Origin of the sequence: Streptomyces sp. P9-2B-2, assembly GCF_030406865.1 — a bacterium.
Lineage (GTDB): Bacteria > Actinomycetota > Actinomycetes > Streptomycetales > Streptomycetaceae > Streptomyces > Streptomyces platensis.
Genome location: NZ_CP129126.1, coordinates 4,118,066 through 4,144,750 on the forward strand (window position 1 = coordinate 4,118,066; position 26,685 = coordinate 4,144,750).

A 26,685-nucleotide genomic window follows, 5' to 3' on the forward strand; every position below is an offset into this window, starting at 1 on the left:
GGCGGAGCGCCGGGTACGCCGGGCCGGGCCGGTCCAGGCCGGCCCGGCCCACCCGGAGCATCCCTTCCGCCGCCTCACCGGCGCTCCCACGTCACAGCCGCACACCAACTCCGTACCGGCGCTGCCGCAATCCGGGCGACGGCTCGGACGGGTGCCGGGGCCGCTGCTAGCCTCACGTCTCCTGGTCCCACAACGGAGGAGACGTACGTGCGCAAGGCAGCGCAGATCGCCGGGGCGGCAGCCATCGCCGCGATGCTGCTCAGCGGCTGCGGAAGCAGCGGCGGCAACGACAGCGGCAAGGACAGCACGCCGAGCAAGTCGCCGGACGCGCCGTCGGCTCCGGAAGGCGGCGACAAGCCCGCGGACCCCGCCGCGTTCGAGGGGGCCTGGAAGTCCGGCCCGAAGAGCAACCCGCTGATCCTGGTGGTCACCAAGGGCACCGTCGCGTTCAGCAACGGCCACAAGGCCGCCTGTCTGGGCAAGGTCCAGGAGATGGCCGGGATGACCATGGCCGCGGTCAAGTGCACGGACGGGGACACCACCCGCACCATGGGCACCCTCAAGCCCGGCGCGGACGGCAAGACCCTGACCGTCGACTGGAAGAACGGCCCCACCGAGAAGTACACCAAGTCCACCGACGGCAGCGTGAAGATCCCCGACATGCCGGAGATGCCGAGCGGGATGCCCAAGAGCTGACCGCCCCGCCACGCGGAAAACGGCCGCCGCCCGGAACCCCCCGAGGGCTCCGGGCGGCGGCCGTTGCCGTACCGCGCCGCCGTGGTCAGCGCACGAAGACCCCGGCCTGGCCGGCCAGATCGAGGAAGTACTGCGGCGCCAGGCCGAGCACCAGGGTGACCGCGACGCCGATGGCGATGGCCGTGGTCGTCAGCGGGCTGGGCACCGCGACGGTCGGGCCGTCCTCCTTGGGCTCCTGGAAGAACATCAGCACGATCACGCGGATGTAGAAGAACGCGGCGATGGCCGACGAGAGCACACCGACCACCACCAGCCAGCCCGCGCCGCTCTGCGCCGCCGCCTTGAAGACCGCGAACTTTCCGGCGAACCCGGAGGTCAGCGGGATGCCCGCGAAGGCCAGCAGGAAGACCGCGAAGACCGCGGCCACCAGCGGCGAACGCCGGCCGAGCCCGGCCCACTTGGACAGCTGGGTGGCCTCCCCGCCGGCGTCCCGCACCAGGGTGACGACGGCGAAGGCGCCGAGGGTCACGAAGGAGTAGGCGGCGAGGTAGAAGAGCACCGAGGAGATGCCCTCCTCGCTGGTGGCGATGACACCGGCGAGGATGAAGCCGGCGTGCGCGATGGAGGAGTAGGCCAGCAGCCGTTTGATGTCGGTCTGGGTGATGGCGACGATCGCCCCGCCCAGCATCGTGATGATCGCGACGCCCCACATCACCGGCTGCCAGTCCCAGCGCATGCCCGGCAGGACGACATACAGCAGCCGCAGCAGCGCACCGAAGGCCGCGACCTTGGTGGCGGCCGCCATGAAGCCCGTCACCGGGGTCGGGGCGCCCTGGTAGACGTCCGGGGTCCACATGTGGAACGGGACCGCGCCGACCTTGAACAACAGCCCCATCAGCACCAGCGCGGCACCGATCAGCAGCAGTGCGTCATTGCCCATCGTGCCGGCCAGCGCCGGATCGATCTGCTTGGCACCGTCCGAGATCACCTCGGCGATCCCGGCGTAGGTGACCGTGCCCGCGTAGCCGTACAGCAGGGCCACGCCGAACAGCAGGAAGGCGGACGAGAAGGCGCCCAGGAGGAAGTACTTCACCGCGGCCTCCTGCGACAGCAGCCGCTGGCGGCGGGCCAGCGCACACAGGATGTACAGCGGGAGGGAGAAGACCTCCAGCGCGATGAAGAGGGTCAGCAGGTCATTGGCCGCCGGGAAGACCAGCATGCCGCCGACCGCGAAGAGCGCGATCGGAAAGACCTCGGTGGTGGTGAACCCCGCCTTGACCGCGGCCTGTTCGGCCGCACCACCGGGCACGGCCGCGGGCTGCGCGGCGAAGGAGTCCACACGCTTGCCGTGCGCCGCCGGATCGAGCCGCCGCTCGGCGAAGGTGAAGATCGCGACCAGGGACACCAGCAGGATGGTGCCCTGGAGGAACAGCGCGGGCCCGTCGACGGCGAGGGCGCCCATGGCGGCGATATGCGCCTTGGCCGAGCCGAAGCCGCCGGCCGCCAGACCGATCACCGCGGCGAACGCGGCGGCCAGCGCCACCACGGTCAGCAGCAGCTGGGAGTAGTAGCGGTGCCGGCGCGGCACGAACGCCTCGACGACGACGCCGAGCACCGCCGCACCCAGGACGATCAGCGTCGGAGACAGCTGGGCGTACTCGATGTGCGGCGCCGGGATCTTGCCCGGTGCGCCGTGCGCCACCGTCCACAGGCTGTGGACACTTGCCACGGAACTCACTTCGCGGCCTCCCGGTCTTGATCCTGCACGGCCTGGCCGGCCCGGCCTCCACCGGGCCCGGCGTCCACCTGCACAGTGGGCTTGGGGTCCTTCTTGTCCACGACGGACAGGGTGTGGCCGACCGCCGGATTCACGAGGTCGGTGAGCGGCTTCGGATAGACCCCGAGGAAGAGCAGCAGCGCCACCAGCGGCGCCACCACCAGCAGCTCCCGCACCCGGAGGTCGGGCATGCCGCGCACCTCGGTCTTCACCGGCCCGGTCATCGTCCGCTGGTAGAGCACGAGAACGTACAGCGCGGCGAGGACGATGCCGAGGGTGGCGATGATGCCGATCACCGGATAGCGGCTGAACGTGCCGACCAGGACCAGGAATTCGCTGACGAACGGCGCCAGACCGGGCAGCGACAGGGTGGCCAGGCCGCCGATGAGGAACGTACCGGCGAGGACCGGGGCGACCTTCTGGACGCCGCCGTAGTCCGCGATGAGCCGGGAGCCGCGGCGGCTGATCAGGAAACCGGCCACCAGCATCAGCGCGGCGGTCGAGATGCCGTGGTTGACCATGTAGAGCGTCGCGCCGCTCTGGCCCTGGGACGTCATCGCGAAGATGCCCAGGATGATGAAGCCGAAGTGGGAGATCGAGGCGTAGGCGATCAGCCGCTTGATGTCCCGCTGGGCGACCGCCAGCAGCGCCCCGTAGAGCACGCTGATCAGGGCGAGCACCAGGATGGCGGGCGTCGCCCAGCTGCTGGCCTCCGGGAAGAGCTGGAGGCAGAAGCGGAGCATCGCGAACGTGCCGACCTTGTCGACCACCGCGGTGATCAGCACCGCGACCGGTGCGGTGGATTCCCCCATGGCGCCCGGCAGCCAGGTGTGCAGCGGCCACAGCGGCGCCTTCACCGCGAACGCGAAGAAGAAGCCGAGGAAGAGCAGCCGTTCGGTACCGGTGCCGATGTCGAGCTTGCCGGCCGCCCGGGCCTCGACGATCTGCTGGAGCGAGAAGGTGCCGGTGCCGAGCTGGTCGGCGGTGACGGCGTACAGCCCGATCACCGCGGCCAGCATGATCAGTCCGCCGGCGAGGTTGTAGAGCAGGAACTTCACCGCGGCGTACGAGCGCCGGCTCGCGGCCTGGTCCTCGCCGTCCCCGCCCGCCCGGTCCCCGAAGCCGCCGATGAGGAAGTACATCGGGATCAGCATGGCTTCGAAGAAGATGTAGAAGAGGAAGACATCGGTGGCCTCGAAGGAGAGGACCACCATCGCCTCGACGGCCAGGATCAGCGCGAAGAAGCCCTGGGTGGGCCGCCAGCGCCGGTTGGGCGTGGCCTCTTCCAGGGGGTCGGCGTCATGCCAGCCGGCCAGGATGATGAAGGGGATCAGCAGGGTGGTCAGCGCGATCAGGGCGACCGCGATGCCGTCCACGCCGAGTTCGTAGCGGACGCCGAAGTCGCTGATCCAGGCATGCGACTCGGTGAGCTGGAAGGGGCCCTTCGCACCCGGGTCGAAGCGGAACGCGACGACCAGCGCCAGCGCGAAGGTGAGCAGCGAGAACAGCAGCGCGAGCCATTTGGCCACGGTGCGCTTGGCGGCGGGCAGCGCGGCGGTGGCGATCGCACCGACCGCCGGGACCGCGGCCACCGCCGTCAGCAGGGGAAACGACATGGCTCAGACACCCCTCATCAGCAGGGTCGCGGCGACGAGAACGGCGGCGCCGCCCAGCATCTGGACCGCGTACGAACGGACGAATCCGGTCTGCAACCGGCGCAGCAGGCCGGAGAGTCCGCCCATCGACGCCGCCGTGCCGTTGACCGCGCCGTCCACCAGGGTGCGGTCGAGCTGGACGAGGGTGCCGGTGAGCTCTTCGCCGCCGCGTACGAAGACGAGGTCGTTGAAGTCGTCCTGGAGCAGATCGCGGCGGGCGGCCCGGGTCAGCAGCGAACCGCGCGGGGCCAGCACCGGCACCGGCTTGCGGCCGTACATCAGCCAGGCGATACCGACACCGATGACCAGCACCACCATCGTCGCGGCGGTGACCGTGGTGGCGCTGACCGGAGAGTGGCCGTGCGCGAACGAGGTGACCGGCTCCAGCCACTTCACAAAGACCTCGTTGACGCTGAACAGCCCGCCCGCGAAGACCGATCCGACGGCCAGCACGACCATCGGGAGCGTCATGACCTTCGGCGACTCGTGCGGATGCACCTCGTCGGGGTTCCAGCGCTTCTCCCCGAAGAACGTCATCAGCATCACCCGCGTCATGTAGAACGCGGTGATCGCGGCGCCCAGCAGGGCCGCGCCGCCGAGGATCCAGCCCTCGGTGCCGCCCTTGGCGAACGCCGCCTCGATGATCTTGTCCTTGGAGAAGAAGCCGGACAGACCGGGGAAGCCGATGATCGCCAGATAGCCCAGGCCGAAGGTGACGAAGGTGACCGGCATGTACTTCCGCAGGCCGCCGTAACGGCGCATGTCCACCTCGTCGTTCATCCCGTGCATCACGGAACCGGCGCCGAGGAAGAGGCCCGCCTTGAAGAAGCCGTGGGTGACCAGGTGCATGATCGCGAAGGCGTAGCCGATCGGGCCGAGGCCGGCGGCCATGATCATGTAGCCGATCTGCGACATCGTCGAACCGGCCAGCGCCTTCTTGATGTCGTCCTTGGCGCAACCGACGATCGCACCGAAGAGGAGCGTGACCGCACCGACCACGACGACCGCCAGCTGGGCGGTCGGCGCGGCGTTGAAGATCGCCCCGGAGCGGGTGATCAGATACACGCCGGCGGTGACCATCGTGGCGGCGTGGATCAGGGCCGAGACCGGGGTCGGGCCCTCCATCGCGTCACCGAGCCAGGACTGGAGCGGTACCTGCGCCGACTTACCGCAGGCGGCCAGCAGCAGCATCAGCCCGATGGCGGTCAGTTTGCCCTCGGAGCCCGGCGCGGCAGCGCCTGATGTCATCGTGCCGGTGGCGGCGAGCACCGGGCCGAAGGCGAAGGTCCCGAACGTCGTGAACATCAGCATGATCGCGATGGACAGGCCCATATCGCCGACGCGGTTGACCAGGAACGCCTTCTTGGCGGCGGTGGCCGCGCTCGGCTTGTGCTGCCAGAACCCGATGAGCAGGTACGAGGCGAGGCCGACGCCCTCCCAGCCGACGTACAGCAGAAGGTAGTTGTCGGCGAGGACGAGCAGCAGCATCGCCGCGAGGAAGAGATTGAGGTAGCCGAAGAAGCGGCGGCGCCGCTCGTCGTGCTCCATATAGCCGATCGAATAGATGTGGATCAGCGAGCCGACACCGGTGATCAGCAGAACGAACGTCATGGACAGCTGGTCGAGCTGGAAGGCGACGTCGGCCTGGAAGCCGCCGACCGGGATCCAGCTGAACAGATGCTGATGCAGGGCACGGTCCTCGGCGCCCCTGCCGAGCATGTCGGCGAAGAGCGCCACCCCGATGGCGAACGACGCCACCGAGAACAGCGTGCCGATCAAGTGGCCGGTGCGGTCGAGTCGGTTGCCGCCGCACAGCAGCAGGGCCGCACCGACCAGCGGTGCCGCGACAAGCAGCGCGATCAAGTTCTCCACTTTGTGCGACCCCTTACAGCTTCATCAGGCTGGCGTCGTCGACCGAGGCCGTATGACGGGTGCGGAAGATCGACACGATGATCGCCAGGCCGACCACGACCTCGGCCGCGGCGACGACCATCGTGAAGAAGGCGATGATCTGGCCGTCCAGATTCCCGTGCATCCGCGAGAAGGTGACGAAGGCGAGATTGCAGGCGTTGAGCATCAGCTCGATGCACATGAACACCACGATGGCGTTCCGCCTGATCAGCACCCCGGCCGCGCCGATGGTGAACAACAGGGCGGCGAGATAGAGGTAGTAGACCGGGTTCATTTCTTGGCCCCCTCCTTGCGCTCCGTCGACGGCGCGCCACCGGACGACGACGGGCCGGGCTCGTCCTCGGAGCCCCGGCCCAGCCAGTCCTCGGAGCGCCGCTCCAGCGCCTTCAGCTCGGCGAGCGACGCACTGGAGACATCGCGCATCTGGCCGCGCTCCCGCAGCGTCGGATTGACGCTGAGCTCGGACACGGTGCCGTCGGGCAGCAGACCCGGGATGTCGACGGCGTTGTGCCGGGCGTAGACACCGGGGGCGGGCAGCGGCGGTACCTGCTTGCCCTCGCGGATCCGGGCCTCGGACTGCTCACGCTGTGTCTTGGCGCGCTCCGTGCGCTCCCGGTGGGTGAGCACCATCGCGCCGACGACCGCCGAGATCAGCAGCGCGCCGGTGACTTCGAAGGCGAAGACGTACTTGGTGAAGATGAGCGCCGCCAGGCCCTGCACATTGCCGCCGGCATTGGCCTCGCCCAGGCCGTTGAACTCCTTGAGCGAGGCGTTGCCGATCCCGGCGATCAGCAGGATGCCGAAGCCGAGGCCCGCCGCGGCGGCGAGCCAGCGCTGCCCCTTGAGCGTCTCCTTGAGGGAGTCGGCGGCGGTGACACCGACGAGCATGACGACGAACAGGAACAGCATCATGATCGCGCCCGTATAGACGACGATCTGGACGACGCCGAGGAAGTAGGCGCCGTTGGCCAGGTAGAAGACCGCCAGGACGATCATGGTCCCGGCGAGCGACAGCGCACTGTGCACGGCGCGCTTCATCAGGATCGTGCACAGCGCGCCGATGACGGCGACACTGCCCAGGATCCAGAACTGCACGGCCTCCCCCGTGGAGGTCATGGAGGCCGCGGCGGCCAGGCCGGTCATGCGTGCGCCCCCTTCGCCTGCGGGTTCTCGTCGTCCTTCTCGCCCTTGGAGGTGGCGGTCTGGCGGACGGTCCCCGGCGCGGCCTCGGTCACCAGACCCTTGTAGTAGTCCTTCTCCGTCATGCCGGGGTAGATCGCATGCGGGCTGTCGACCATGGTCTCCTCCAGGCCCGCGAGCAGCTCTTCCTTGGTGTAGATGAGCGATTCACGGGACCTGTCGGCGAGTTCGTACTCATTGGTCATGGTCAGCGCGCGGGTCGGGCAGGCCTCCACGCACAGACCGCACAGGATGCAGCGCAGATAGTTGATCTGGTAGACGCGGCCGTAGCGCTCGCCCGGGGAGTAGCGCTCCTCGTCGGTGTTGTCCGCGCCCTCGACATAGATCGCGTCCGCCGGGCAGGCCCAGGCGCACAGCTCGCAGCCGATGCACTTCTCCAGCCCGTCCGGATGGCGGTTGAGCTGGTGGCGGCCGTGGAAACGCGGCGCCGTCGGCTTCTTCTCCTCCGGATACTGCTCGGTCAGCCGCTTCTTGAACATGGCCTTGAAGGTCACGCCGAAGCCGGCCACGGGGTTCTGGAACTCAGGCACCGTCGCCCCCCTTTCCGTCGTTTCCGATTCCGTCACTGACAGTGTCCGCCCCGCCACTGACAATCAGCTCCCGCTCCCGCCGCGGCCTGCGGCGCGGCACCGGCGGCAGGCTCTGTCCGGGCAGCGGCGGCACGGGGAAGCCGCCCGCCATCGGGTCGAAGGCCCCGTCGCCGTCCGTCTCCTCCGCCACCTCGGCGCGCCGGAAGAAGTCCACGAGCAGGGAGATCAGCAGCAGCAGGACGGCGCCGCCGGCGACGTACAGCACGATCTGGGAGAAGTCGTAGCCCTCGTTCTTCAGCGCCCGGACGGTGGCGACCAGCATCAGCCAGACCAGCGAGACCGGGATGAGGACCTTCCAGCCCAGCTTCATGAACTGGTCGTAGCGCACCCGCGGAAGGGTGCCGCGCAGCCAGATGAAGAAGAACAGCAGCAGCTGCACCTTGAGGGTGAACCAGAGCAGCGGCCACCAGCCGTGGTTCGCGCCTTCCCAGAAGGTCGAGATCGGCCAGGGAGCCCGCCAGCCGCCCAGGAACAGGGTGATCGCGACGGCCGAGACGGTCACCATGTTGATGTACTCGGCGAGCATGAACATCGCGAACTTGATGGACGAGTACTCGGTGTTGAAGCCGCCGACGAGGTCGCCCTCGGACTCCGGCATGTCGAACGGCGCGCGGTTGGTCTCCCCCACCATCGCGACGATGTAGATGATGAACGACACCGGCAGCAGCAGGATGTACCACCGGTTCTGCTGCGACTCCACGATGGTCGACGTCGACATCGACCCGCTGTAGAGGAACACCGCCGCGAACGACATCCCCATCGCGATCTCGTACGAGATCATCTGCGCGCACGAGCGCAGCCCGCCCAGCAGCGGATAGGTCGAGCCGGAGGACCAGCCCGCCAGCACGATGCCGTAGATGCCGACCGAGGCCGTGGCCAGGATGTAGAGGATGCCGATCGGCAGGTCCGTCAGCTGCATCGGGGTGCGGACACCGAAGATCGAGATCTCGTTGCCCGCGGGCCCGAAGGGGATCACCGCGATCGCCATGAAGGCCGGGATGGCCGCCACGACCGGCGCGAGGAGATAGACCACCTTGTCGGCCCGCTTGACGACCAGGTCCTCCTTCAGCATCAGCTTGATGCCGTCGGCGAGGGACTGGAGCATCCCCCAGGGACCGTGCCGGTTGGGGCCGATGCGCAGCTGCATCCAGGCGACGACCTTGCGTTCCCAGACGATCGAGAACAGCACCGTCAGCATCAGGAACGCGAAGCAGAAGACCGCCTTGATGACGACGAGCCACCACGGGTCGCGGCCGAACATCGACAGGTCTTCCTGGGCCAGCGCGCTGCCGGCGGCGGCGAGTTGATCGAGCTGCATCATGCGTCCACCTCCTCGGGCTGCTCCGGGGTGCCCGGGGCGGCGGAGATCTTCACCAGGTCACCGGGGCGGGCCCCGGTATCGGCGGCGAGGCCACCGCCCGTGGAGTTGAGCGGCAGCCACACCACCCGGTCGGGCATCGGCGTGACCTGGAGCGGCAGCCGGACCGCCCCGGCCGGCCCGGTGACCGCCAGCAGATCGCCGTCCTTGACCCCGGTCTCCTGCGCGGTGGTCTCCGACAGCCGGGCGACCGCGGGGTGGCGGGTACCGGCCAGCGCCGGGTCGCCTTCCTGGAGCCGCCCCTGGTCCAGCAGGAGCCGGTGGCCGGCGAGGACGGCCTCCCCGCTGTCGGGGCGGGGCAGCGCCCGCCCGGTCTCCGCGGGCTCGCCCGCGTACGGCCCGTCCCAGCCGCCGAGCCGGTCCAGCTCACGGCGTACGGCACGGAGGTCCGGCAGCGCCAGATGGACGTCGAGGGCGTCGGCGAGCATGTGCAGCACCCGGGAGTCCGGCAGCAGATGCCGGCGGGTCATCTGGTCCGGTTTGAGCGCGGCCTCGAACAGCCGCGCCCGGCCCTCCCAGTTGAGGAAGGTCCCGGCCTTCTCCACCACGGCCGCCACCGGGAAGACCACATCCGCCCGCTCGGTGACCTGCGAGGGCCGCAGCTCCAGACTGACCAGGAAGCCGACCTGGTCCAGCGCGGCCAGTGCGGCGGCCGGGTCCGGCAGATCGGCGATCTCGACGCCTGCCACCAGGAGCGCACTGAGCTCGCCGGTCGCCGCGGACTCGATGATCTGGCCGGTGTCCCGGCCGTGCCGGTGCGGCAGCGCGGCCACGCCCCAGGCGGCGGCGACCTCGTCGCGGGCCCGCGGATCGGTGGCCGGCCGGCCGCCCGGCAGCAGCCCGGGCAGCGCGCCCGCCTCGACGGCGCCGCGCTCACCGGCCCGCCGCGGGATCCACACCAGGCCGGCCCCGGTGGCCGACGCCACCCGTAGCGCGGCGGTCAGCGCGCCGGGCGCGGCCGCCAGCCGCTCACCGACGACGATCACCGAACCCTCGGCCCGCAGCGCCTCGGCCGCGGTACGGCCCTCACCCTCCAGGCCGACCCCGCCCGCGAGCGCGTCCAGCCATTCGGTCTCGGTACCGGGCGCGGCCGGCAGCAGTGTGCCGCCCGCCTTGATCAGCCCGCGCGAGGCGTAGGCGGCCAGCCCGTAGGTGCGCTGTCCGCTCTTGCGGTGCGCCTTGCGCAGCCGCAGGAAGACGCCCGGGGCCTCCTCCTCGGCCTCGATACCGGCCAGCAGTACGGCCGGTGCCTTCTCCAGCGCGGTGTACGTGACACCCCCGCCTCCCCCAGACTCCGTCCGGGAGGTGCCCCCAAGGTCACGGCCGCGGCCGGCGACCCGGGACGCCAGGAAGTCGGCCTCCTCGGCGCTGTGCACCCGGGCCCGGAAATCGATGTCGTTGGTGCCCAGCGCGATCCGGGCGAACTTGGCGTAGGCGTAGGCGTCCTCGACGGTCAGCCGGCCGCCGGTCAGCACGCCGGTGCGCCCCTTGGCCGCGGCCAGCCCGCGGGCCGCCGCCTCCAGGGCAGCGGGCCAGCTCGCCGGCTCCAGTTCGCCGGACTCCGGATTGCGCACGAGGGGGTGCTCCAGCCGGTCGCGCTGCTGCGCGTACCGGAAGGCGAACCGCCCCTTGTCGCAGATCCACTCCTCGTTGACCTCGGGGTCGTCGGCCGCCAGCCGCCGCATGACCTTGCCGCGCCGGTGGTCCGTACGGGTCGCGCAGCCGCCCGCGCAGTGCTCGCACACCGACGGCGAGGAGACGAGGTCGAACGGGCGGGAGCGGAAGCGGTACGCGGCCGAGGTGAGCGCGCCGACCGGGCAGATCTGGATGGTGTTGCCGGAGAAGTACGACTCGAAGGGGTCGCCCTCCCCCGTGCCGACCTGCTGGAGGGCGCCGCGCTCGAGCAGCTCGATCATCGGGTCGCCGGCGATCTGGTTGCTGAAGCGGGTGCAGCGCGCACACAGCACACAGCGCTCACGGTCCAGCAGCACCTGCGTGGAGATCGGCACCGGCTTCTCGAAGGTCCGCTTCCGGCCCTCGAAGCGCGACTCCGGGTCGCCGACCTGCATCGCCTGGTTCTGGAGCGGGCACTCACCGCCCTTGTCGCAGACCGGGCAGTCCAGCGGGTGGTTGATCAGCAGCAGCTCCATCACCCCGCGCTGGGCCTTCTCGGCCACCGGGGAGGTCAGCTGCGACTTGACCACCATGCCGTCGGTGCAGGTGATGGTGCAGGAGGCCATCGGCTTGCGCTGGCCCTCGACCTCGACGATGCACTGCCGGCAGGCGCCCGCCGGGTCCAGCAGCGGGTGGTCGCAGAAGCGCGGGATCTCGATGCCGAGGAGTTCGGCGGCGCGGATGACCAGCGTCCCCTTGGGGACGGAGATCTCGATGCCGTCGATCGTCAGGGTGACGAGGTCCTCCGGCGGGATCGCTGCCTCGCCGCCCCCCGAGGGACGGGCGGCGGAGCCGCTGTCCGACCCCGTGGTCGTGACGGTCATGCCTTCACCCCCAGGTGAGCGTCGTTGTCGGCCCAGAGGGTCGACCTGGCCGGGTCGAAGGGGCAGCCCCTGCCGTTGAGGTGCTGCTCGTACTCCTCGCGGAAGTACTTGAGCGAGGAGAAGATCGGCGAGGCGGCGCCGTCGCCGAGGGCGCAGAACGACTTGCCGTTGATGTTGTCGGCGATGTCGTCGATCTTGTCGAGGTCGCCCGGCCGCCCCTTGCCCGCCTCGATGTCGCGCAGCAACTGCACCAGCCAGTACGTCCCTTCACGGCAGGGCGTGCACTTGCCGCAGGACTCGTGCGCGTAGAACTCGGTCCAGCGGGTGACCGCCCGGACCACACAGGTGGTCTCGTCGAAGCACTGGAGCGCCTTGGTGCCGAGCATCGAGCCGGCCGCGCCGACGCCCTCGTAGTCGAGGGGGACATCGAGGTGCTCGTCGGTGAACATCGGCGTCGACGAGCCGCCCGGCGTCCAGAACTTCAGCCGGTGGCCGCGGCGCATCCCGCCGCTCATGTCCAGCAGCTGGCGCAGGGTGATGCCCAACGGGGCCTCGTACTGGCCGGGGTTGGCCACATGGCCGCTGAGCGAGTAGAGCGTGAAGCCCGGGGACTTCTCGCTGCCCATCGAGCGGAACCAGTCCTTGCCCCGGTTCATGATCGCGGGAACCGAGGCGATGGACTCGACGTTGTTCACGACAGTGGGGCAGGCGTACAGGCCCGCCACCGCCGGGAAGGGAGGGCGCAGCCGGGGCTGTCCGCGACGGCCCTCCAGCGAGTCGAGCAGCGCGGTCTCCTCACCGCAGATGTACGCGCCGGCGCCCGCGTGCACGATCACGTCCAGGTCGAGCCCCGAGCCCAGGATGTTCTTCCCGAGGAAGCCCGCCGCGTAGGCCTCGCGCACCGCCTCGTGCAGCCGCCGCAGGACGGGCACGACCTCGCCGCGCAGATAGATGAAGGCGTGGTTCGACCGGATCGCATGGCAGGCGATCACGATGCCCTCGATGAGGGAGTGCGGGTTCGCGAAGAGCAGCGGGATGTCCTTGCAGGTCCCGGGCTCGGACTCATCGGCGTTGACGACGAGGTAGTGCGGTTTGCCGTCGCCCTGCGGGATGAACTGCCACTTCATCCCGGTCGGGAAGCCGGCGCCGCCGCGGCCGCGCAGTCCGGAGTCCTTGATGTAGGCGATGACGTCGTCCGGGGGCATCGCCAGTGCCTTGCGCAGGCCCTCGTAGCCCTCGTGCCGGCGGTAGGTCTCCAGCGTCCAGGACGCGGACTGGTCCCAGAAGGCGGACAGGACGGGCGTCAGAAGCTTCTCGGGGTGGTCCCCGCCGGTCTCGCGCCGGGAGGCACCCCCGTGTTCGGCTGCCACTGTCATCACTCCCCCTCCTCTGCTGTGGGACCGGACGTATCGTCACTGCGTGGCGGAGCCTCTCCATCCGGGGTGGTGGTGGGAGAGGGGCCGGCCGGGTCGGAGGCCGAGGTCTCCTGCGGTGCGTCATGGGAGCTGGGGTGGCCGGCGGGCGCCTCGTCCGCGGGGTGCCCGGACGGGGGCTCGTCGGAGGGCGCGCTGTCGGCCGTGGTCCGCGGGGAGACGACATGGTCGGCGCCGCGGCCGGGAGCGGCCTCGCCCTTGGCCAGCCGCAGCCCGATCAGCGAGGCGGGGCCGGCGCCACCGGTGGCCTCGACGGCGCCCGGCCGCTCGTCCGGGAAGCCGGCGAGCATCCGGGCCGTCTCCTTGAACGTGCACAGCGGCGCACCGCGGGTGGGCTCGACGGTCCGGCCGGCCCGCAGGTCGTCGACCAGCTGCCGGGCGGTCTCCGGCGTCTGGTTGTCGAAGAACTCCCAGTTGACCATCACGACCGGGGCGAAGTCGCAGGCCGCGTTGCACTCGATGTGTTCGAGGGTGACCGCGCCGTCCCCGGTGGTCTCGCCGTTGCCGACGCCGAGGTGCTCCTTGAGCTCCTCGAAGATGGCGTCGCCGCCCATCACCGCGCACAGCGTGTTGGTGCAGACCCCGACCTGGTAGTCCCCGCTGCTCTTGCGGCGGTACATGGAGTAGAAGGTCGAGACGGCGGTGACCTCGGCGGTGGTGAGGTCGAGCATCTCGGCGCAGAAGCGGATGCCGGTACGGGTGACATGCCCTTCCTCGGCCTGTACGAGGTGCAGCAGCGGCAGCAGCGCCGACCGCGAGCCGGGGTAGCGGGCGATCACCTCCTTGGCGTCCGTCTCCAGCCGGGCCCGTACGTCCGCCGGGTAATCGGGGGCGGGGAGTGCGGGCATCCCCAGCTGCACGTCCTGGTTTGCCGGAGTGGCGTTCACCGGTCGACGCCTCCCATCACGGGGTCGATGGACGCGACGGCGACGATGACGTCAGCGACCTGGCCGCCTTCGCACATCGCCGCCATGGCCTGAAGGTTGGTGAAGGAGGGGTCGCGGAAGTGCACCCGGTAGGGGCGGGTGCCGCCGTCGCTGACCGCGTGCACGCCCAGCTCGCCCTTGGGCGATTCGACGGCCGCGTACGTCTGGCCCGGCGGGACCCGGAAGCCCTCGGTCACCAGCTTGAAGTGGTGGATCAGGGCCTCCATCGAGGTGCCCATGATCTTCTTGATGTGGTCGAGGGAGTTGCCCAGACCGTCCGGGCCGAGGGCCAGTTGGGCGGGCCAGGCGATCTTCTTGTCCGCGACCATCACCGGGCCGGGCGCCAGCCGGTCCAGGCACTGCTCGACGATCCGCAGCGACTGGCGCATCTCCTCCAGCCGGATCAGGAACCGGCCGTAGGAGTCGCAGGTGTCGGCGGTCGGCACCTCGAAGTCGTAGTCCTCGTAGCCGCAGTACGGCTGGGTCTTGCGCAGATCGTGCGGCAGTCCGGCGGAGCGCACGATGGGCCCGGTGGCGCCGGTGGCCATGCAGCCGGCCAGGTCGAGATAGCCGATGCCTTCCATCCGGCCCTTGAAGACGGGGTTGCCGGTGGCGAGCTTGTCGTACTCGCCGACGTTCTTCCGCATCTTCTTGACGAACTCACGCACCTGGTCGACCGCGCCCGGGGGCAGGTCCTGGGCGAGGCCGCCGGGCCGGATGTAGGCGTGGTTCATCCGCAGGCCGGTGATCAGCTCGTAGAGGTCGAGGATGAGTTCCCGGTCGCGGAAGCCGTAGATCATGATCGTGGTGGCGCCCAGTTCCATCCCGCCGGTGGCGATGGCCACGAGGTGGGAGGACATCCGGTTGAGTTCCATCAGCATGACGCGGATGACCGAGGCCCGGTCGGGGATGTCGCCGGTGATGCCGAGCAGCTTCTCCACGGCCAGGCAGTAGGCCGTCTCGTTGAAGAAGGGCGTCAGGTAATCCATCCGCGTCACGAAGGTGGTGCCCTGCGTCCAGGTCCGGAATTCGAGGTTCTTCTCGATGCCGGTGTGCAGATAGCCGATCCCGCAGCGGGCCTCGGTGACGGTCTCGCCGTCGATCTCCAGGATCAGCCGGAGCACCCCGTGGGTGGACGGGTGCTGCGGCCCCATGTTGACGATGATCCGCTCGTCGTCGGCCTTCACGGCGGCCGCGGCGATCTCGTCCCAGTCGCCACCGGAGACGTTGTAGACGGTCCCCTCGGTGGTCTCGCGGGCCAGGGACTCCTGGGTGTCGAAGTCGCTCGAGGTGCGGTGGCCGGACGAGGAGTGGGAGTGCGGTGCAGTAGTCATCAGCTGTACGACCTCCGCTGGTCGGGAGCCGGAATCCGGGCGCCCTTGTACTCGACGGGGATGCCGCCGAGCGGGTAGTCCTTGCGCTGCGGGAAGCCCTGCCAGTCGTCCGGCATCATGATCCGGGTCAGCGCCGGGTGGCCGTCGAAGACGATTCCGAAAAAGTCGTAGGTCTCCCGCTCGTGCCAGTCGTTGGTCGGATAGACCTCCACGAGCGAGGGCACATGCGGGTCGGCGTCCGGGGCGGAGACCTCCAGCCGGATCAGCCGGTTATGGGTGATCGAGCGCAGGTGGTAGACGGCGTGCAGCTCACGGCCCTTGTCGCCGGGGAAGTGCACTCCGCTCACCCCCGTGCACAGCTCGAAGCGCAGCGCCGGGTCGTCCCGCAGGATCCCGGCGACGGCCGGCAGATGGGCGCGCTCGATGTGGAAGGTCAGCTCGTCGCGGTCCACGACGGTCTTCTCGATGACGTTCTCGGGGACCAGCCCCTGTTCGTCGAGGGCGCCCTCCAGCTCGTCGGCGATCTCGTCGAACTCCCCGTAGCCGTCGGCCCTGCCGCGCGGTCCGCCGTACGGCCGCTGGGCCGCGCCGGGCAGCCGGACCGTGCGGACGAGGCCGCCGTAGCCGGTGGTGTCCCCGCCGTTGTTGGCGCCGAACATGCCGCGGCGGGTGGCGATCGCCTCGCCGGTGTCCTCGCGCTGCGCGGGCACCGCCTCGTCCGGGCCCTCCGGCTCGGGACGCTCGGGGTTCTTCTGCTCACTCACCGCAGCAGCCCTTTCTTCCCGGACGAGAGGGGCATCTCGATCAGCGGCAGCGCCTTGAGTGCCGCTTCCTCCGCCTCACGGGCGGCCTGCTCCTGATGGACCCCGAGCTTGGTGTCCTGGATCTTCTGGTGGAGCTTGAGAATGGCGTCCATCAGCATCTCGGGACGCGGCGGGCAACCCGGCAAATAAATGTCAACGGGCACAATGTGGTCGACGCCCTGCACAATCGCATAGTTATTGAACATTCCGCCCGACGAGGCGCAAACCCCCATGGAAATCACCCACTTCGGGTCCGGCATCTGGTCATAGACCTGCCGCAGCACGGGCGCCATCTTCTGGCTCACCCGGCCGGCCACGATCATCAGATCCGCCTGTCGCGGCGAGCCGCGGAAGACCTCCATGCCGAAGCGGGCGAGGTCGTAGCGCCCGGCGCCGGTGGTCATCATCTCGATGGCGCAGCAGGCCAGCCCGAAGGTCGCAGGGAAGACCGAGGATTTCCGCACCCAGCCCGCGGCCTGCTCGACAGTGGTCAGCAAAAAGCCGCTCGGCAGCTTCTCTTCAAGTCCCATGTGTGACCCCTAGTCCCATTCCAGGCCGCCACGACGCCAGACATAGGCGTAGGCGACGAAGACGGTGAGCGCGAAGAGGAGCATCTCGACGAGCCCGAAAAGCCCCAGGGCGTCGAAGGTGACGGCCCAGGGATAGAGGAAGACGATCTCGATGTCGAAGACGATGAAGAGCATCGCCGTCAGGTAGTACTTGATCGGGAAGCGACCACCACCGGACGGCTGTGGCGTCGGCTCGATACCGCACTCGTAGGCCTCGAGCTTGGCCCGGTTGTAACGCCTGGGCCCGACGAGGGCGGCCATCACGACGGAGAAGATCGCAAAGCCTGCCCCGAGGGCTCCCAGTACGAGGATGGGCGCGTAAGCGTTCACCGTCCTCGCTCCCTTCAGTCGACGATGACTGGATGGCGGTCCGCCCGGGCCCTCCGGCTGCCCCATGGAGATCGTGCCTATGTGAGGCAGTTCACAAGCCCGAGCCGCCTGCATCTTATGCCCGCTGGTCTGTGATCTGCGACACGGGGGTGAACAACGCCTTTGTGATCTCCACCACCCGGCGAAGGATCATGAAGTCGGATGAGCGGTGATCTTCATACGCGAAGCGCGCGAGTGATCACGAGAGGTGACATTCCCTGGTGTTACCGCTGGTCAGTGCGGGGTTGCCAATATCAAGTAGTTGCCGCTACAAGCAAATTGGTGCTGGACACGGCCAACTGCTATATGCGGCGGGCCGGTAGATCCGGCCCGGTCGTGACCCGGTCGTGATCGTCGGTACGTGCTTCCGTTCACGAGTGGCCGGCCGATGTCAGATCACGGGAACATAACGGACACTCAAGAGTGACCTATCCCACGCTATTTCCAGCACTAAGTGCTTGACGCCCGGGAAGCCTTGGCGTGGCGGATGCGGAAGTGGTAGGCGCCCGCCGGGCCCGCGTGGAGCAGCAAATGCCATGCGTAGGAACATGATCGCGAAATTCGGACATCCCGCCGCGGGGGCAGCGAGCGGACAAAAGTCCGTTTTGTTCGTCGCGTACGCGTCAAGTGTGGCGCACTGCACCTTTCTTGGCAGCAACCAGCGGCGCCTGATAGCCGTTATTGCCATGTCCCCGAACGCACTCATACCCAGCCACCGGAAGCCCCGCCGTCCTTCCGCGTCCTCGCGGGCGCTGCGGGCGGGCGTGACCGGTGGCTTCCTCACCCTCGCGGTGACCGGCGCCACGGTGCCGGCCAACGCCGCGGAAAAGCCCGTCTCCGAAACCCAGGAGATGCCGACGATCACGACGGCGCTGGCCACCAGTGCCGCCAGGAGCGCCGACACGGCCGAGCAGGTCGCGTTCAACTACGAGCATCAGGCGCTCCAGGACAGCGCCTTCTCGCACGCCGCCAAGGCCGCGGAGAAGCACAAGGCCGAGGCCGTGAAGAAGGCCAAGGCCGCGGCGAAGAAGAAGGCCGAGGAAGCTCGTAAGGCCAAGGAGGCCGCCGAGGCCCGTGCCTCGCGCTCCTCCGAGCGTTCGACGCTGTCCGCCCCCTCGGCGTCGACCGCCACCGGCAGCTCCGCCACGCTCGTCGCCTTCCTCAAGGCGCAGCTCGGCAAGGCCTACGTGCTGGGCTCCAGCGGCCCCTCGTCGTACGACTGCTCCGGTCTGACGCAGGCCGCGTTCAACCAGATCGGCATCGACCTGCCGCGGGTCTCGCAGGACCAGTCCACCACCGGCACCCAGGTCGGCCTGGACAACCTCCAGGTCGGCGACATCCTGTACTGGGGCAGCGCGGGCAGCGCCTACCACGTCGGCGTCTACGTCGGCGGCGGCAAGTTCATCGGGGCCCAGAACCCGAGCACCGGCATCGTCGAGCGCCCGCTCGACTACGACATGCCCAGCGGCGCGGTGCGCGTCCTCTAGGACCGCCGCGCACACGCACACCACAAGGACCGTCTCTCTCGCCGCTCGGGAGAGGCGGTCCTTTTGCGTGGGCCGGGTCGCCGGGCCGTTCCCCCGCGCCGTCGTCCGACGGATGATTCGCGCCGCCCGGCGCCACGATCAAGCCAGGTACGGGCCGAACGCCGCCCCGTGGAGCCACCGATTCGCGGTGCGCGCCGTTGCACCTCTCGCCATATGCCGTAGATGCCGCTCATGCGTCGTCCGGCCTCCGCAGAGAGAGGGAACCGCGCTTCGATGAATACGCATCGCACCCCCCGCCGCCTCGTCAGCCGGGCCGCGACGGCCGCCGCCCTGGCCACCGCGCTCGGCCTGGGCGCCGTCCCCACCGCGACCGCCGCACCGTCCGCCGCACCGCTCACCGCCCGGCCCACCGGCCTCGACGGCGGCTGGCACCAGGACGGACTGCATCTGACGGCCGCCGAGAACAAGAAGGTGGACGGTTTCGCCGCCCGCGCCCGGCGGGCCGAGCGCACCATCAGCCCCGCGGTCCGGGCAGCCGCCAGGATCAGCCATGCCGAACTGGTCGGCTTCGACCAGCGGCTGAAATCGCCGGACTCGCTCAAGCGCAAGGTCGCCACCCGGCTGCGGGAGACACCGGGGCAGACCGTGGACGCGGCGCTCCGCACGATCAATGACGCGGTCCGCTTCACCCTCCAGTGGCCGGCCGGCACCTACAGCCAGGGCGTCCACACCACGGCCGGGCTGCTGTCCACCTGGGGCAACGACTCCGCCCGCTGGACCAACACCTGGAACCGGACCGGCTACAAGGCGATCAACTCCGTCTGGCGCGCACCCCGGTCCGGCCAGCTCTTCGAGGTCCAGTTCCACACCCCCGAGAGCAAGGCGGCCCAGCTGGAGACGCACAAGCTGTACGAGGAGCAGCGGCTGCCGGGCACTCCGCCCGCGCAGGTGCGGGAGCTCCAGGAGCAGCAGAACGCGATCTTCGCGGCGGTACCGGTCCCGCCGGGCGCCGAGCGGCTGACCGCCCCGGCCCGTCGGCTGTCCCCGGACCCGGCACGCCGGCTCCCCGTACCGGCCCCCGCCCCCGCCGGCTGACGGACCGGTCACCGGCCCCCGGGAGCGCGGGCGCAGCAGCGGCGGCCCGCCGGATGCACCGGCGGGCCGCCAGGGGCCTGCGGCGGCGGCCGTCACGGCCGCCGCCGGGCGGGACTTACCAGCCCGCGCCGGCCGGCTGCCGAGTGGTCGCGTTGAGCCGGTTGAAAAGGTTGGTGATGCCGATCGTCAGGATGATCGCCGACAGCTGGCGCTCGTCGAAGTGGTCCGCGGCGGCGTCCCAGACGTGGTCCGGCACCGGGTCGGAGCTGTCCGCGAGCCGGGTGGCCACCTCGGTGAGCGCCAGGGCGGCGCGCTCGGCGTCCGAGAAGTACGGCGCCTCCCGCCAGGCCGCGACCGCGAACAGCTGATCGTCGCTGACGCCCGACTTCCGGGCGCTCTTCACTCCCCCGTCGACGCAGAAGCTGCATCCGTTGATCTGGCTCGCGCGCAGATGGACCAGCTCCAGCGTCGCCTCCGGCACCCCGCCCCCGCGGGTCGCCCGGAACACGTCGAGGAGCGGCTGCATGGCCTCGGGCAGGACCACCGCGGGGTTCTTCATCCGTGCTTCCATCGCTGCTCTCCTTAAGAGAATCCGTCGTTACCGCACTGACGGATCCCGGCCGGAGAGTGTGACCGCGGCGCCGGAAAATTCTTCCCGGCGCCGCAGAAGCACGGACAGGGCCGGTCCCGGACCTCCCGTCCGGTGACCGGCCCCGGTGTCAGGACTTCGGGGCGACCTTGCTCAGCCCGTTGATGATGCGGTCCATCGCGTCGCCGCCCGTGGGGTCGGTGAGGTTGGCGAGCATCTTGAGGGTGAAGCGCATCAGCAGCGGGTGGGTCAGACCGCGCTGGGTGGCGATCTTCATGACCTTGGGGTTGCCGATGAGCTTCACGAAGGCGCGGCCCAGCGAGTAGTAGCCGCCGTAGGTGTCCTTGAGGATCTTCGGGTAGCGCGCCAGGGCCAGTTCGCGCTGCGCATACGTGGCACGGGCGTGCGCCTGCACGATGACCTCGGCGGCGATCGCCCCGGACTCCATCGCGTAGGCGATGCCCTCGCCGTTGAACGGGTTGACCAGCCCGCCCGCGTCACCGACCAGCAGCAGGCCCTTGGTGTAGTGCGGCTGGCGGTTGAAGGCCATGGGGAGCGCGGCGCCGCGGATCGGGCCGGTCATGTTCTCCGGCGTGTAGCCCCAGTCGGCGGGCATCGAGGCGCACCACGCCTTGAGGATCTCGCGCCAGTCCAGCTCCTTGAACGCGGAGCTGGAGTTGAGGATGCCGAGGCCGACATTGCTCGTCCCGTCGCCCATGCCGAAGATCCAGCCGTAGCCGGGCAGCAGCCGGTCCTGGGCGCCGCGGCGGTCCCACAGCTCCAGCCAGGACTCCAGGTAGTCGTCGTCGTGGCGGGGCGAGGTGAAGTACGTACGGACGGCCACGCCCATGGGGCGGTCCTCACGCCGGTGCAGGCCCATGGCCAGCGAGAGCCGGGTGGAGTTGCCGTCGGCGGCGACGACGAGCGGGGCGTGGAAGGTGACCGGGGTCGTGTCTTTTGAATCAGACCCGGCCTCGCCGAGCTTGGCGTGCACGCCGGTGATGTGGCCGGTCAGCTCGTGGACGATCGGCGCACCCACATTGCAGCGCTCATACAGCCGGGCACCGGCCTTCTGCGCCTGCCGGGCCAGCTGCTCGTCGAAGTCGTCGCGCTTACGGACCAGGCCGTAGTCCGGGTACGAGGCCAGTTCCGGCCAGTCGAGCTGGAGCCGGGAGCCGCCGCCGATGATCCGCAGGCCCTTGTTGCGCAGCCAGCCCGCCTCCTCGGAGATGTCGATGCCCATCGCGACGAGCTGCTTGGTGGCGCGCGGGGTCAGCCCGTCGCCGCAGACCTTCTCGCGCGGGAACGCGGTCTTCTCCAGAAGGAGCACGTCCAGACCGGACTTGGCGAGGTGATAGGCGGTGGCCGAGCCGGCCGGCCCGGCACCGACGACGATCACATCCGCGCTGTGCTCCGATCGGGGGGTGGTCACGGAATCGGTCACGGACGCGGATTCGGTCACGGCGCTGTCTCCCGGAAGTCGATATCTGGATATCTGGGTGCCGACCGGCACTGGGCATGTGCAGTCTATGGGGGCCTTGGTGATCAGAACCTGAAGGGTTGTCCCCCATGAAGTCTGTGCACACACCACTCCCCGCCGTCGAACTGCGCGTGCCCACCGAGGAGGACGCGCGGCACTGGCACCGGGCCTTCAACGACCCGGATGTGATGGAGTTCCACGGCGGCGCCCCCGCCGAACTCTCGGAGTACGACGAGCTCACCGCCCGTCAGCGCCGGCACCACGCGGAGCTGGGCTTCTGCCTGTTCACCCTGGTGGACCCGGCGGACGGCGGGGTAATCGGCTTCACCGGCGCCCAGCCCTGGCCGCACGACTGGGGACCGGCGGGCGAGATCGAGATCGGCTGGCGGCTCGGCCGCGCGTACTGGGGCAAGGGCTACGCCACCACTGCCGCGCAGGCGGCACTGGAGTCCGTACGGACGGCCGGCGTCCGGCATGTCGTCGCGATGGTGGACGCACGCAACGAGCGCTCGCTCGCGGTGACCCGGCGGCTGGGGATGCGCCGCGCGGAGACAGTGATCACGCCGAAGGGGCGTACGGCGTACTGCCACCGTTTGGATATGTGAGCCGTGCGTGGTGCCCTCATCCGCGGCATGAGGGCACCGGCCGTCGGTTTTCGGACCGGTCCACGTCACTGACCGGCCAGGTGCCGAGCGCCGTGCCCCAGGGCTCCCCGAGGCGAGGGCCGGGCGGGCACGGCGTACGGCGAGTCCACGTGCCGGCTGCCCTCCGAGGGGGGTATGCCCCCCGAAGAGTTCGGTAGCTGCCTCCACTGCGCGGCAAGGGCATCACTGGCGATGATTCCCCTCAAGTCGCCGTACGCAAGAGAGGTCAAGAACATGGTGAGACACCGGAAGCGCATCGGCCGCCGGGGGCTGCTGGTCACGGCGGTGGCCGCGATGGGAGCCGTCCTCGTTCCGGTGGCGGTCCAGGCCGCCCCGGCCGACACCGCCGACGGGAAGCAGAGCCCGGTCCGCGCACTGGAGCAGGCGGCCCACCCGCTGCGCTCGGCCGAGCCCGGGACGAACACGGCCGACCTGCGAGCCCTGGGCTCGATGATCGGCGACGCCGAGGTGGTCGGCCTCGGCGAGGCCACCCACGGCTCCCACGAGTTCTTCGCCATGAAGGAGCGGGTCTTCCGCTACCTGGTCGAGGAGAAGGGCTTCACCACCTTCGCCCTCGAACTGAGCTGGTCCGCCGGACTCCGGATCGACGACTACCTCCAGACCGGCAAGGGCGACGCCCGCAAGATCGCCAAGGAGACGCTCACCAACTCCCCCTGGGAACGCGAGGAGTTCGTCAGCCTCATCGAGTGGATGCGTGACTACAACAGCCGCCACCCGGGCCGCACCGTCCACTTCATGGGCGACGACCTCGGTGCCCCCTCGATAAGCGAGGCGTTCTTCGGCCGGGTGACCGGCTACGTGCAGCAGAACCACCCGGAGGCGCTGCCGAAGCTCAACGAGCTCTACACCGGCCTGCGCCCGATCAACGACTTCCTCGACTACCTGCGCAAGCCGCTCGCGGAACGGCAGCAGCTCGCCACCAAGGCACAGCAGGCCCTGGAACTGGTCAGCAGCCAGAAGGGCTCCGGCGAGGCGTTCGCATGGGCCGAGCAGAACGCCCGCTCCATCGCCCAGACCGCCAAGTTCCTCACCATGAACCCCGACGACTCGGACTCGCTGCCCACCTTCCAGCGCTTCCGCGACGAGGTGATGGCCCAGAACGTCACCTGGTGGCAGCAGCACACCGGCCAGAAGATCCTGCTGTCGGCGCACAACGACCACGTCGGCTACGCCGCCAGCTATCCCGAGCTCTATCCCAAGACGCAGGGGTCGTTCCTGCGCGACACGATGGGCAAGAACTACCTCCCCATCGGCTTCACCTTCAACCAGGGCTCGTTCCTGTCGAAGGACACCGCCCTCGGCGGCGACTGGAAGAAGTTCACCGTGGACGCTGCGCAGCCCGGCAGCAACGAGCACACCCTCGACCAGGTCCGCTACCGGGACTTCTACCTCGACGTCCGCAACGCCCCGGCCGCCGCGCGCGACTGGCTGAACACCGCCCGGCCCACGCTCAGCATCGGCACGCAGTTCCCCGTGAAGCCGCGCGACGTCGCGCTCGCCAAGGACTTCGACGTCCTCATCCACCTCAGCGAAGTCCGGGAGGCCGACAAGCTGAAGCCGTGACGGCAGGACCTTGTCGGGACCTTTGAGTCCGAAGTCCCGCCCGTGGAAGGCGACGGGACGTCGGGCCTGCTCGGCCGGCCCTGCTCAGCCGGCCGGCCTGGTCCCCCGGTGCATTGCCACGACGCCGCCGGTCAGATTGCGCCAGGCCACCTCGGTCCAGCCCACGCCCTGGAGCCGGGCGGCGAGTTCGGGCTGGTTGGGCCAGGTGCGGATGGACTCGGCGAGGTAGACGTAGGCGTCCGGGTTGCTGCTGACCGCGCGGGCGACCGGCGGCAGGGCCCGCATCAGGTACTCGGTGTAGACCGTGCGGAACGGCGCCCAGGTCGGCTCGCTGAACTCACAGATCACGACCCGGCCCCCCGGCTTGGTGACCCGGTACAGCTCCGCCAGCGCGGCATCGGTGTCCTGGATGTTGCGCAGCCCGAAGGAGATGGTGACGGCGTCGAACACCGCGTCCGCGAACGGCAGCCGGGTACCGTCACCGGCCGTGAACGGCAGCCACGGGTGCCGCTTCTTGCCCTCCCCCAGCATGCCGACGGAGAAGTCGCACGGCACGACATACGCACCGGTCCGCGCGAACGGCAGCGAGGAGGTGCCGGTACCGGCCGCGAGGTCGAGCACCCGCTCGGCGGGCCGTGCGGCCACCGCACGCTCCACCTCCTTGCGCCACAGCCGCGCCTGCCCCATGGAGAGCACGTCGTTGGTGAGGTCGTACCGGGCCGCCACGCCGTCGAACATCGCGGCGACTTCGTGCGGCTGCTTGTCCAGGGATGCTCGGGTCACCCGGCCATTGTCCACCGTGCCGGGTCCCGGGGCCGCACCGGGCACGGCGCGGCACGCCCGCCGTCAGCGGCGGCGGTAGACCAGACGGCCGGCGAGAACGGTGGCCAGACAGCTGCCGTCCTCGGCGAAGACCGCGAAATCGGCCGCGCCGCCCACGGTCAGCGCACGGGGGCGGCCGCCGGGCGGCTCGGCGAGCCCGGACCGCTGGACGGCCGTACGGACCGCGGGCCGGGTGAACGGCCCGGTCAGCGACGTCGTCCCGAGGGCCAGCAGACGCTGGAGACCACGGCGGGCACTGGCGCCCCAGCGGGTCTCGGTCATCCCGAGGGCGGCGAGCGCCTCGCCGGTGAGCGGGTCACTGCCGAGCTCGTCGGCCTCGCGCGGGTCGGGGTGGTAGGCGGATTCCAACAGCGCGGCGCCCGCGGGCTCGTACCGGCCGGGAGTCAGCACACCGTCCCACTCCCGGACCCGCGCGCGGTCTCCGTAGGCCGCCGACAGCTCCTCGTACGGGCCGATGGCGGCGAGACGGGCGCCGTCGACGAGGACCGCGTACCCGGCGATCGGCTCCCCGTCATGGCCGGGCCGGACACCCCGGACCCGGTGAAGTGTCAGCATCCGCGGCTCAGTTGGCGTCGATCAGCTTCAGTTCCGGATGGGCCGTGCCGCCCTCGATCGCCGTCGACGACAGATGCGAGACGACCTTGTCGTCGACCGGGTCGTTGGCCGGGTCGTCGTGCACGAGCAGGTGCTCGTACGTCGTCGCGCGCTGCGCCGGGACCCGGCCCGCCTTGCGGATCAGGTCGATGATCTCCATGCGGTTGGAGCGGTGCTTGGCGCCGGCCGAGGAGACCACGTTCTCCTCCAGCATGATCGAGCCCAGGTCGTCCGCGCCGTAGTGCAGCGACAGCTGGCCGATCTCCTTACCGGTGGTCAGCCACGAGCCCTGGATGTGCGCGACGTTGTCGAAGAAGAGCCGGCCGATGGCGATCATGCGCAGGTACTCGAAGAGGGTGGCCTGCGTCCGGCCCTTCAGGTGGTTGTTCTCCGGCTGGTAGGTGTACGGGATGAAGGCGCGGAAGCCGCCCGTACGGTCCTGGACGTCACGGATCATCCGCAGATGCTCGATCCGCTCGGCGTTGGTCTCGCCGGTGCCCATCAGCATCGTGGAGGTCGACTCCACGCCCAGCTCATGGGCCGTCTCCATGATCTCCAGCCAGCGCTCGCCGGACTCCTTCAGCGGGGCGATGGCCTTACGGGGGCGCGCCGGCAGCAGCTCGGCACCGGCACCCGCGAAGGAGTCCAGGCCGGCGGCGTGGATGCGCTGGATGGCCTCCTCGACGGACACCTTGGAGATCCGGGCCATGTGCTCGACCTCGGAGGCGCCGAGGGAGTGGATGACCAGCTGCGGGAAGGCCTTCTTGATGGCGGAGAAGTGCTCTTCGTAGTACTCGACGCCATAGTCCGGGTGGTGGCCGCCCTGGAACATGATCTGGGTGCCGCCCAGCTCGACGGTCTCCGCACAGCGCCGCAGGATGTCGTCGAGGTCGCGGGTCCAGCCCTTGGCGGTGTCCTTGGGCGCGGCGTAGAAGGCGCAGAACTTGCAGGCCGTCACGCACACGTTGGTGTAGTTGATGTTGCGTTCGATGATGTACGTCGCGATGTGCTCGGTGCCGGCGTAGCGGCGGCGGCGGACGGCGTCGGCGGCCTTGCCCAGCGCGTGCAGCGGAGCGGAGCGGTACAGGTCGAGCGCTTCCTCCGGCGTGATGCGGCCGCCCTGCGCGGCGCGGTCGAGTACGGACTGGAGGTCGGCGTTCTCGGTCACCGGGGCGTCCCTTTCGCAGGCGGGCATCACGAACTGAACCAGCGTACGTCAGGGGTGTGACA

General features: G+C 69.8%; 24 protein-coding genes. 5 read left to right on the forward strand and 19 right to left on the reverse strand.

Going from position 1 to position 26,685, the window contains the following annotated elements:
* The first annotated feature begins 207 nt into the window (after nt 1-207).
* Nucleotides 208-696 carry a hypothetical protein gene (locus QT196_RS17910; protein WP_168480003.1) on the forward strand — a complete coding sequence of 163 codons (489 nt, stop codon included), beginning with the start codon at nt 208-210 and terminating at the stop codon, nt 694-696.
* 85 nt (nt 697-781) lie between these two features.
* Here QT196_RS17910 and nuoN read toward each other — a convergent pair whose 3' ends face one another.
* Genes nuoN through QT196_RS17980 form a run of 14 tightly spaced genes read right to left on the reverse strand, consistent with a single transcriptional unit; the run spans nt 782 to nt 17,100 of the window.
* A complete protein-coding gene (nuoN, locus tag QT196_RS17915; protein ID WP_168480005.1) occupies nt 782-2,434 on the reverse strand; it encodes an NADH-quinone oxidoreductase subunit NuoN in 1,653 nt (550 codons plus the stop codon).
* Entirely contained in the window at nt 2,431-4,089 is a 1,659-nt protein-coding gene (locus tag QT196_RS17920; protein WP_168480007.1) for an NADH-quinone oxidoreductase subunit M, read from the reverse strand. Before QT196_RS17920 ends, nuoN begins: the two co-directional genes overlap by 4 nt.
* 3 nt (nt 4,090-4,092) lie before the next feature.
* Nucleotides 4,093-6,000 carry an NADH-quinone oxidoreductase subunit L gene (nuoL, locus tag QT196_RS17925; protein WP_290355238.1) on the reverse strand — a complete coding sequence of 636 codons (1,908 nt, stop codon included), beginning with the start codon at nt 5,998-6,000 and terminating at the stop codon, nt 4,093-4,095.
* A gap of 13 nt (nt 6,001-6,013) precedes the next feature.
* Complete coding sequence (nuoK, locus tag QT196_RS17930) at nt 6,014-6,313, reverse strand: NADH-quinone oxidoreductase subunit NuoK (protein WP_018090964.1); 300 nt, start codon at nt 6,311-6,313, stop codon at nt 6,014-6,016.
* Nucleotides 6,310-7,182 (reverse strand): NADH-quinone oxidoreductase subunit J, encoded by an 873-nt coding sequence (locus tag QT196_RS17935; RefSeq protein ID WP_290355239.1) that lies wholly within the window; start codon nt 7,180-7,182, stop codon nt 6,310-6,312. Before QT196_RS17935 ends, nuoK begins: the two co-directional genes overlap by 4 nt.
* The gene (gene nuoI / locus QT196_RS17940; RefSeq protein WP_248001194.1) at nt 7,179-7,769 is read right to left on the reverse strand and encodes an NADH-quinone oxidoreductase subunit NuoI; all 591 of its coding nucleotides are present in this window, start codon (nt 7,767-7,769) and stop codon (nt 7,179-7,181) included. Before nuoI ends, QT196_RS17935 begins: the two co-directional genes overlap by 4 nt.
* Nucleotides 7,762-9,150 (reverse strand): NADH-quinone oxidoreductase subunit NuoH, encoded by a 1,389-nt coding sequence (gene nuoH, locus QT196_RS17945; protein WP_168480015.1) that lies wholly within the window; start codon nt 9,148-9,150, stop codon nt 7,762-7,764. Before nuoH ends, nuoI begins: the two co-directional genes overlap by 8 nt.
* Nucleotides 9,147-11,705: an NADH-quinone oxidoreductase subunit G gene (locus tag QT196_RS17950; protein WP_290355240.1), complete on the reverse strand. Its 2,559-nt coding sequence runs from the start codon at nt 11,703-11,705 to the stop codon at nt 9,147-9,149. Before QT196_RS17950 ends, nuoH begins: the two co-directional genes overlap by 4 nt.
* Nucleotides 11,702-13,081 (reverse strand): NADH-quinone oxidoreductase subunit NuoF, encoded by a 1,380-nt coding sequence (gene nuoF / locus QT196_RS17955; RefSeq protein WP_085924398.1) that lies wholly within the window; start codon nt 13,079-13,081, stop codon nt 11,702-11,704. The genes QT196_RS17950 and nuoF overlap by 4 nt, the downstream gene beginning before the upstream one ends.
* Nucleotides 13,081-13,986, reverse strand: coding sequence for an NADH-quinone oxidoreductase subunit NuoE (gene nuoE / locus QT196_RS17960; RefSeq protein ID WP_168483813.1), 906 nt, complete (start codon nt 13,984-13,986; stop codon nt 13,081-13,083). The genes nuoF and nuoE overlap by 1 nt, the downstream gene beginning before the upstream one ends.
* 35 nt (nt 13,987-14,021) lie before the next feature.
* Nucleotides 14,022-15,398: an NADH-quinone oxidoreductase subunit D gene (locus tag QT196_RS17965; RefSeq protein ID WP_290355241.1), complete on the reverse strand. Its 1,377-nt coding sequence runs from the start codon at nt 15,396-15,398 to the stop codon at nt 14,022-14,024.
* Nucleotides 15,398-16,162 (reverse strand): NADH-quinone oxidoreductase subunit C, encoded by a 765-nt coding sequence (locus QT196_RS17970; protein ID WP_168480019.1) that lies wholly within the window; start codon nt 16,160-16,162, stop codon nt 15,398-15,400. The genes QT196_RS17965 and QT196_RS17970 overlap by 1 nt, the downstream gene beginning before the upstream one ends.
* On the reverse strand, nt 16,159-16,731 hold the full coding sequence (locus QT196_RS17975) for an NADH-quinone oxidoreductase subunit B (RefSeq protein ID WP_266738281.1): 573 nt from the start codon (nt 16,729-16,731) through the stop codon (nt 16,159-16,161). Before QT196_RS17975 ends, QT196_RS17970 begins: the two co-directional genes overlap by 4 nt.
* Before the next feature lie 9 nt (nt 16,732-16,740).
* A complete protein-coding gene (locus tag QT196_RS17980) occupies nt 16,741-17,100 on the reverse strand; it encodes an NADH-quinone oxidoreductase subunit A (protein WP_127151714.1) in 360 nt (119 codons plus the stop codon).
* Between the two features lie 725 nt (nt 17,101-17,825).
* Here QT196_RS17980 and QT196_RS17985 point away from each other — a divergent pair.
* A complete protein-coding gene (locus QT196_RS17985) occupies nt 17,826-18,626 on the forward strand; it encodes a C40 family peptidase (protein ID WP_290355242.1) in 801 nt (266 codons plus the stop codon).
* Between the two features lie 273 nt (nt 18,627-18,899).
* Nucleotides 18,900-19,721: an ATP nucleotide 3'-pyrophosphokinase gene (locus tag QT196_RS17990; RefSeq protein ID WP_290355243.1), complete on the forward strand. Its 822-nt coding sequence runs from the start codon at nt 18,900-18,902 to the stop codon at nt 19,719-19,721.
* Between the two features lie 115 nt (nt 19,722-19,836).
* Here the strand turns inward: QT196_RS17990 and QT196_RS17995 are convergent, their stop codons facing one another.
* A complete protein-coding gene (locus QT196_RS17995) occupies nt 19,837-20,292 on the reverse strand; it encodes a carboxymuconolactone decarboxylase family protein (RefSeq protein ID WP_168480028.1) in 456 nt (151 codons plus the stop codon).
* 148 nt (nt 20,293-20,440) lie between these two features.
* Nucleotides 20,441-21,805 carry a geranylgeranyl reductase family protein gene (locus tag QT196_RS18000; RefSeq protein WP_356948502.1) on the reverse strand — a complete coding sequence of 455 codons (1,365 nt, stop codon included), beginning with the start codon at nt 21,803-21,805 and terminating at the stop codon, nt 20,441-20,443.
* Between the two features lie 74 nt (nt 21,806-21,879).
* Between QT196_RS18000 and QT196_RS18005 the strand changes: the two genes are divergently transcribed.
* Entirely contained in the window at nt 21,880-22,395 is a 516-nt protein-coding gene (locus QT196_RS18005; protein ID WP_211117370.1) for a GNAT family N-acetyltransferase, read from the forward strand.
* Between the two features lie 273 nt (nt 22,396-22,668).
* A complete protein-coding gene (locus QT196_RS18010; protein ID WP_290355244.1) occupies nt 22,669-24,018 on the forward strand; it encodes an erythromycin esterase family protein in 1,350 nt (449 codons plus the stop codon).
* 84 nt (nt 24,019-24,102) lie between these two features.
* Here QT196_RS18010 and QT196_RS18015 read toward each other — a convergent pair whose 3' ends face one another.
* The 3 genes from QT196_RS18015 to mqnC all read right to left on the reverse strand — a co-directional run bounded on the left by QT196_RS18015 (nt 24,103) and on the right by mqnC (nt 26,623).
* Nucleotides 24,103-24,801 carry a demethylmenaquinone methyltransferase gene (locus tag QT196_RS18015; protein ID WP_168480031.1) on the reverse strand — a complete coding sequence of 233 codons (699 nt, stop codon included), beginning with the start codon at nt 24,799-24,801 and terminating at the stop codon, nt 24,103-24,105.
* 63 nt (nt 24,802-24,864) lie between these two features.
* Nucleotides 24,865-25,416, reverse strand: coding sequence for a hypothetical protein (locus QT196_RS18020; protein ID WP_168480033.1), 552 nt, complete (start codon nt 25,414-25,416; stop codon nt 24,865-24,867).
* 7 nt (nt 25,417-25,423) lie between these two features.
* A complete protein-coding gene (gene mqnC, locus QT196_RS18025; protein WP_168480035.1) occupies nt 25,424-26,623 on the reverse strand; it encodes a cyclic dehypoxanthinyl futalosine synthase in 1,200 nt (399 codons plus the stop codon).
* Nucleotides 26,624-26,685 lie beyond the last annotated feature (62 nt).

What these genes read in the sequence shown, in the direction of transcription:
- QT196_RS17920 (WP_168480007.1), bottom strand. Translation starts at nt 4,089, where the DNA reads ATGTCGTTTCCCCTGCTGACGGCGGTGGCCGCGGTCCCGGCGGTCGGT.
- nuoK (WP_018090964.1), bottom strand. Translation starts at nt 6,313, where the DNA reads ATGAACCCGGTCTACTACCTCTATCTCGCCGCCCTGTTGTTCACCATC.
- QT196_RS17935 (WP_290355239.1), bottom strand. Translation starts at nt 7,182, where the DNA reads ATGACCGGCCTGGCCGCCGCGGCCTCCATGACCTCCACGGGGGAGGCC.
- nuoH (WP_168480015.1), bottom strand. Translation starts at nt 9,150, where the DNA reads ATGATGCAGCTCGATCAACTCGCCGCCGCCGGCAGCGCGCTGGCCCAG.
- QT196_RS17950 (WP_290355240.1), bottom strand. Translation starts at nt 11,705, where the DNA reads ATGACCGTCACGACCACGGGGTCGGACAGCGGCTCCGCCGCCCGTCCC.
- nuoF (WP_085924398.1), bottom strand. Translation starts at nt 13,081, where the DNA reads ATGACAGTGGCAGCCGAACACGGGGGTGCCTCCCGGCGCGAGACCGGC.
- nuoE (WP_168483813.1), bottom strand. Translation starts at nt 13,986, where the DNA reads ATGCCCGCACTCCCCGCCCCCGATTACCCGGCGGACGTACGGGCCCGG.
- QT196_RS17965 (WP_290355241.1), bottom strand. Translation starts at nt 15,398, where the DNA reads ATGACTACTGCACCGCACTCCCACTCCTCGTCCGGCCACCGCACCTCG.
- QT196_RS17975 (WP_266738281.1), bottom strand. Translation starts at nt 16,731, where the DNA reads ATGGGACTTGAAGAGAAGCTGCCGAGCGGCTTTTTGCTGACCACTGTC.
- QT196_RS17985 (WP_290355242.1), top strand. Translation starts at nt 17,826, where the DNA reads ATGTCCCCGAACGCACTCATACCCAGCCACCGGAAGCCCCGCCGTCCT.
- QT196_RS17990 (WP_290355243.1), top strand. Translation starts at nt 18,900, where the DNA reads ATGAATACGCATCGCACCCCCCGCCGCCTCGTCAGCCGGGCCGCGACG.
- QT196_RS17995 (WP_168480028.1), bottom strand. Translation starts at nt 20,292, where the DNA reads ATGGAAGCACGGATGAAGAACCCCGCGGTGGTCCTGCCCGAGGCCATG.
- QT196_RS18005 (WP_211117370.1), top strand. Translation starts at nt 21,880, where the DNA reads ATGAAGTCTGTGCACACACCACTCCCCGCCGTCGAACTGCGCGTGCCC.
- QT196_RS18010 (WP_290355244.1), top strand. Translation starts at nt 22,669, where the DNA reads ATGGTGAGACACCGGAAGCGCATCGGCCGCCGGGGGCTGCTGGTCACG.
- QT196_RS18020 (WP_168480033.1), bottom strand. Translation starts at nt 25,416, where the DNA reads ATGCTGACACTTCACCGGGTCCGGGGTGTCCGGCCCGGCCATGACGGG.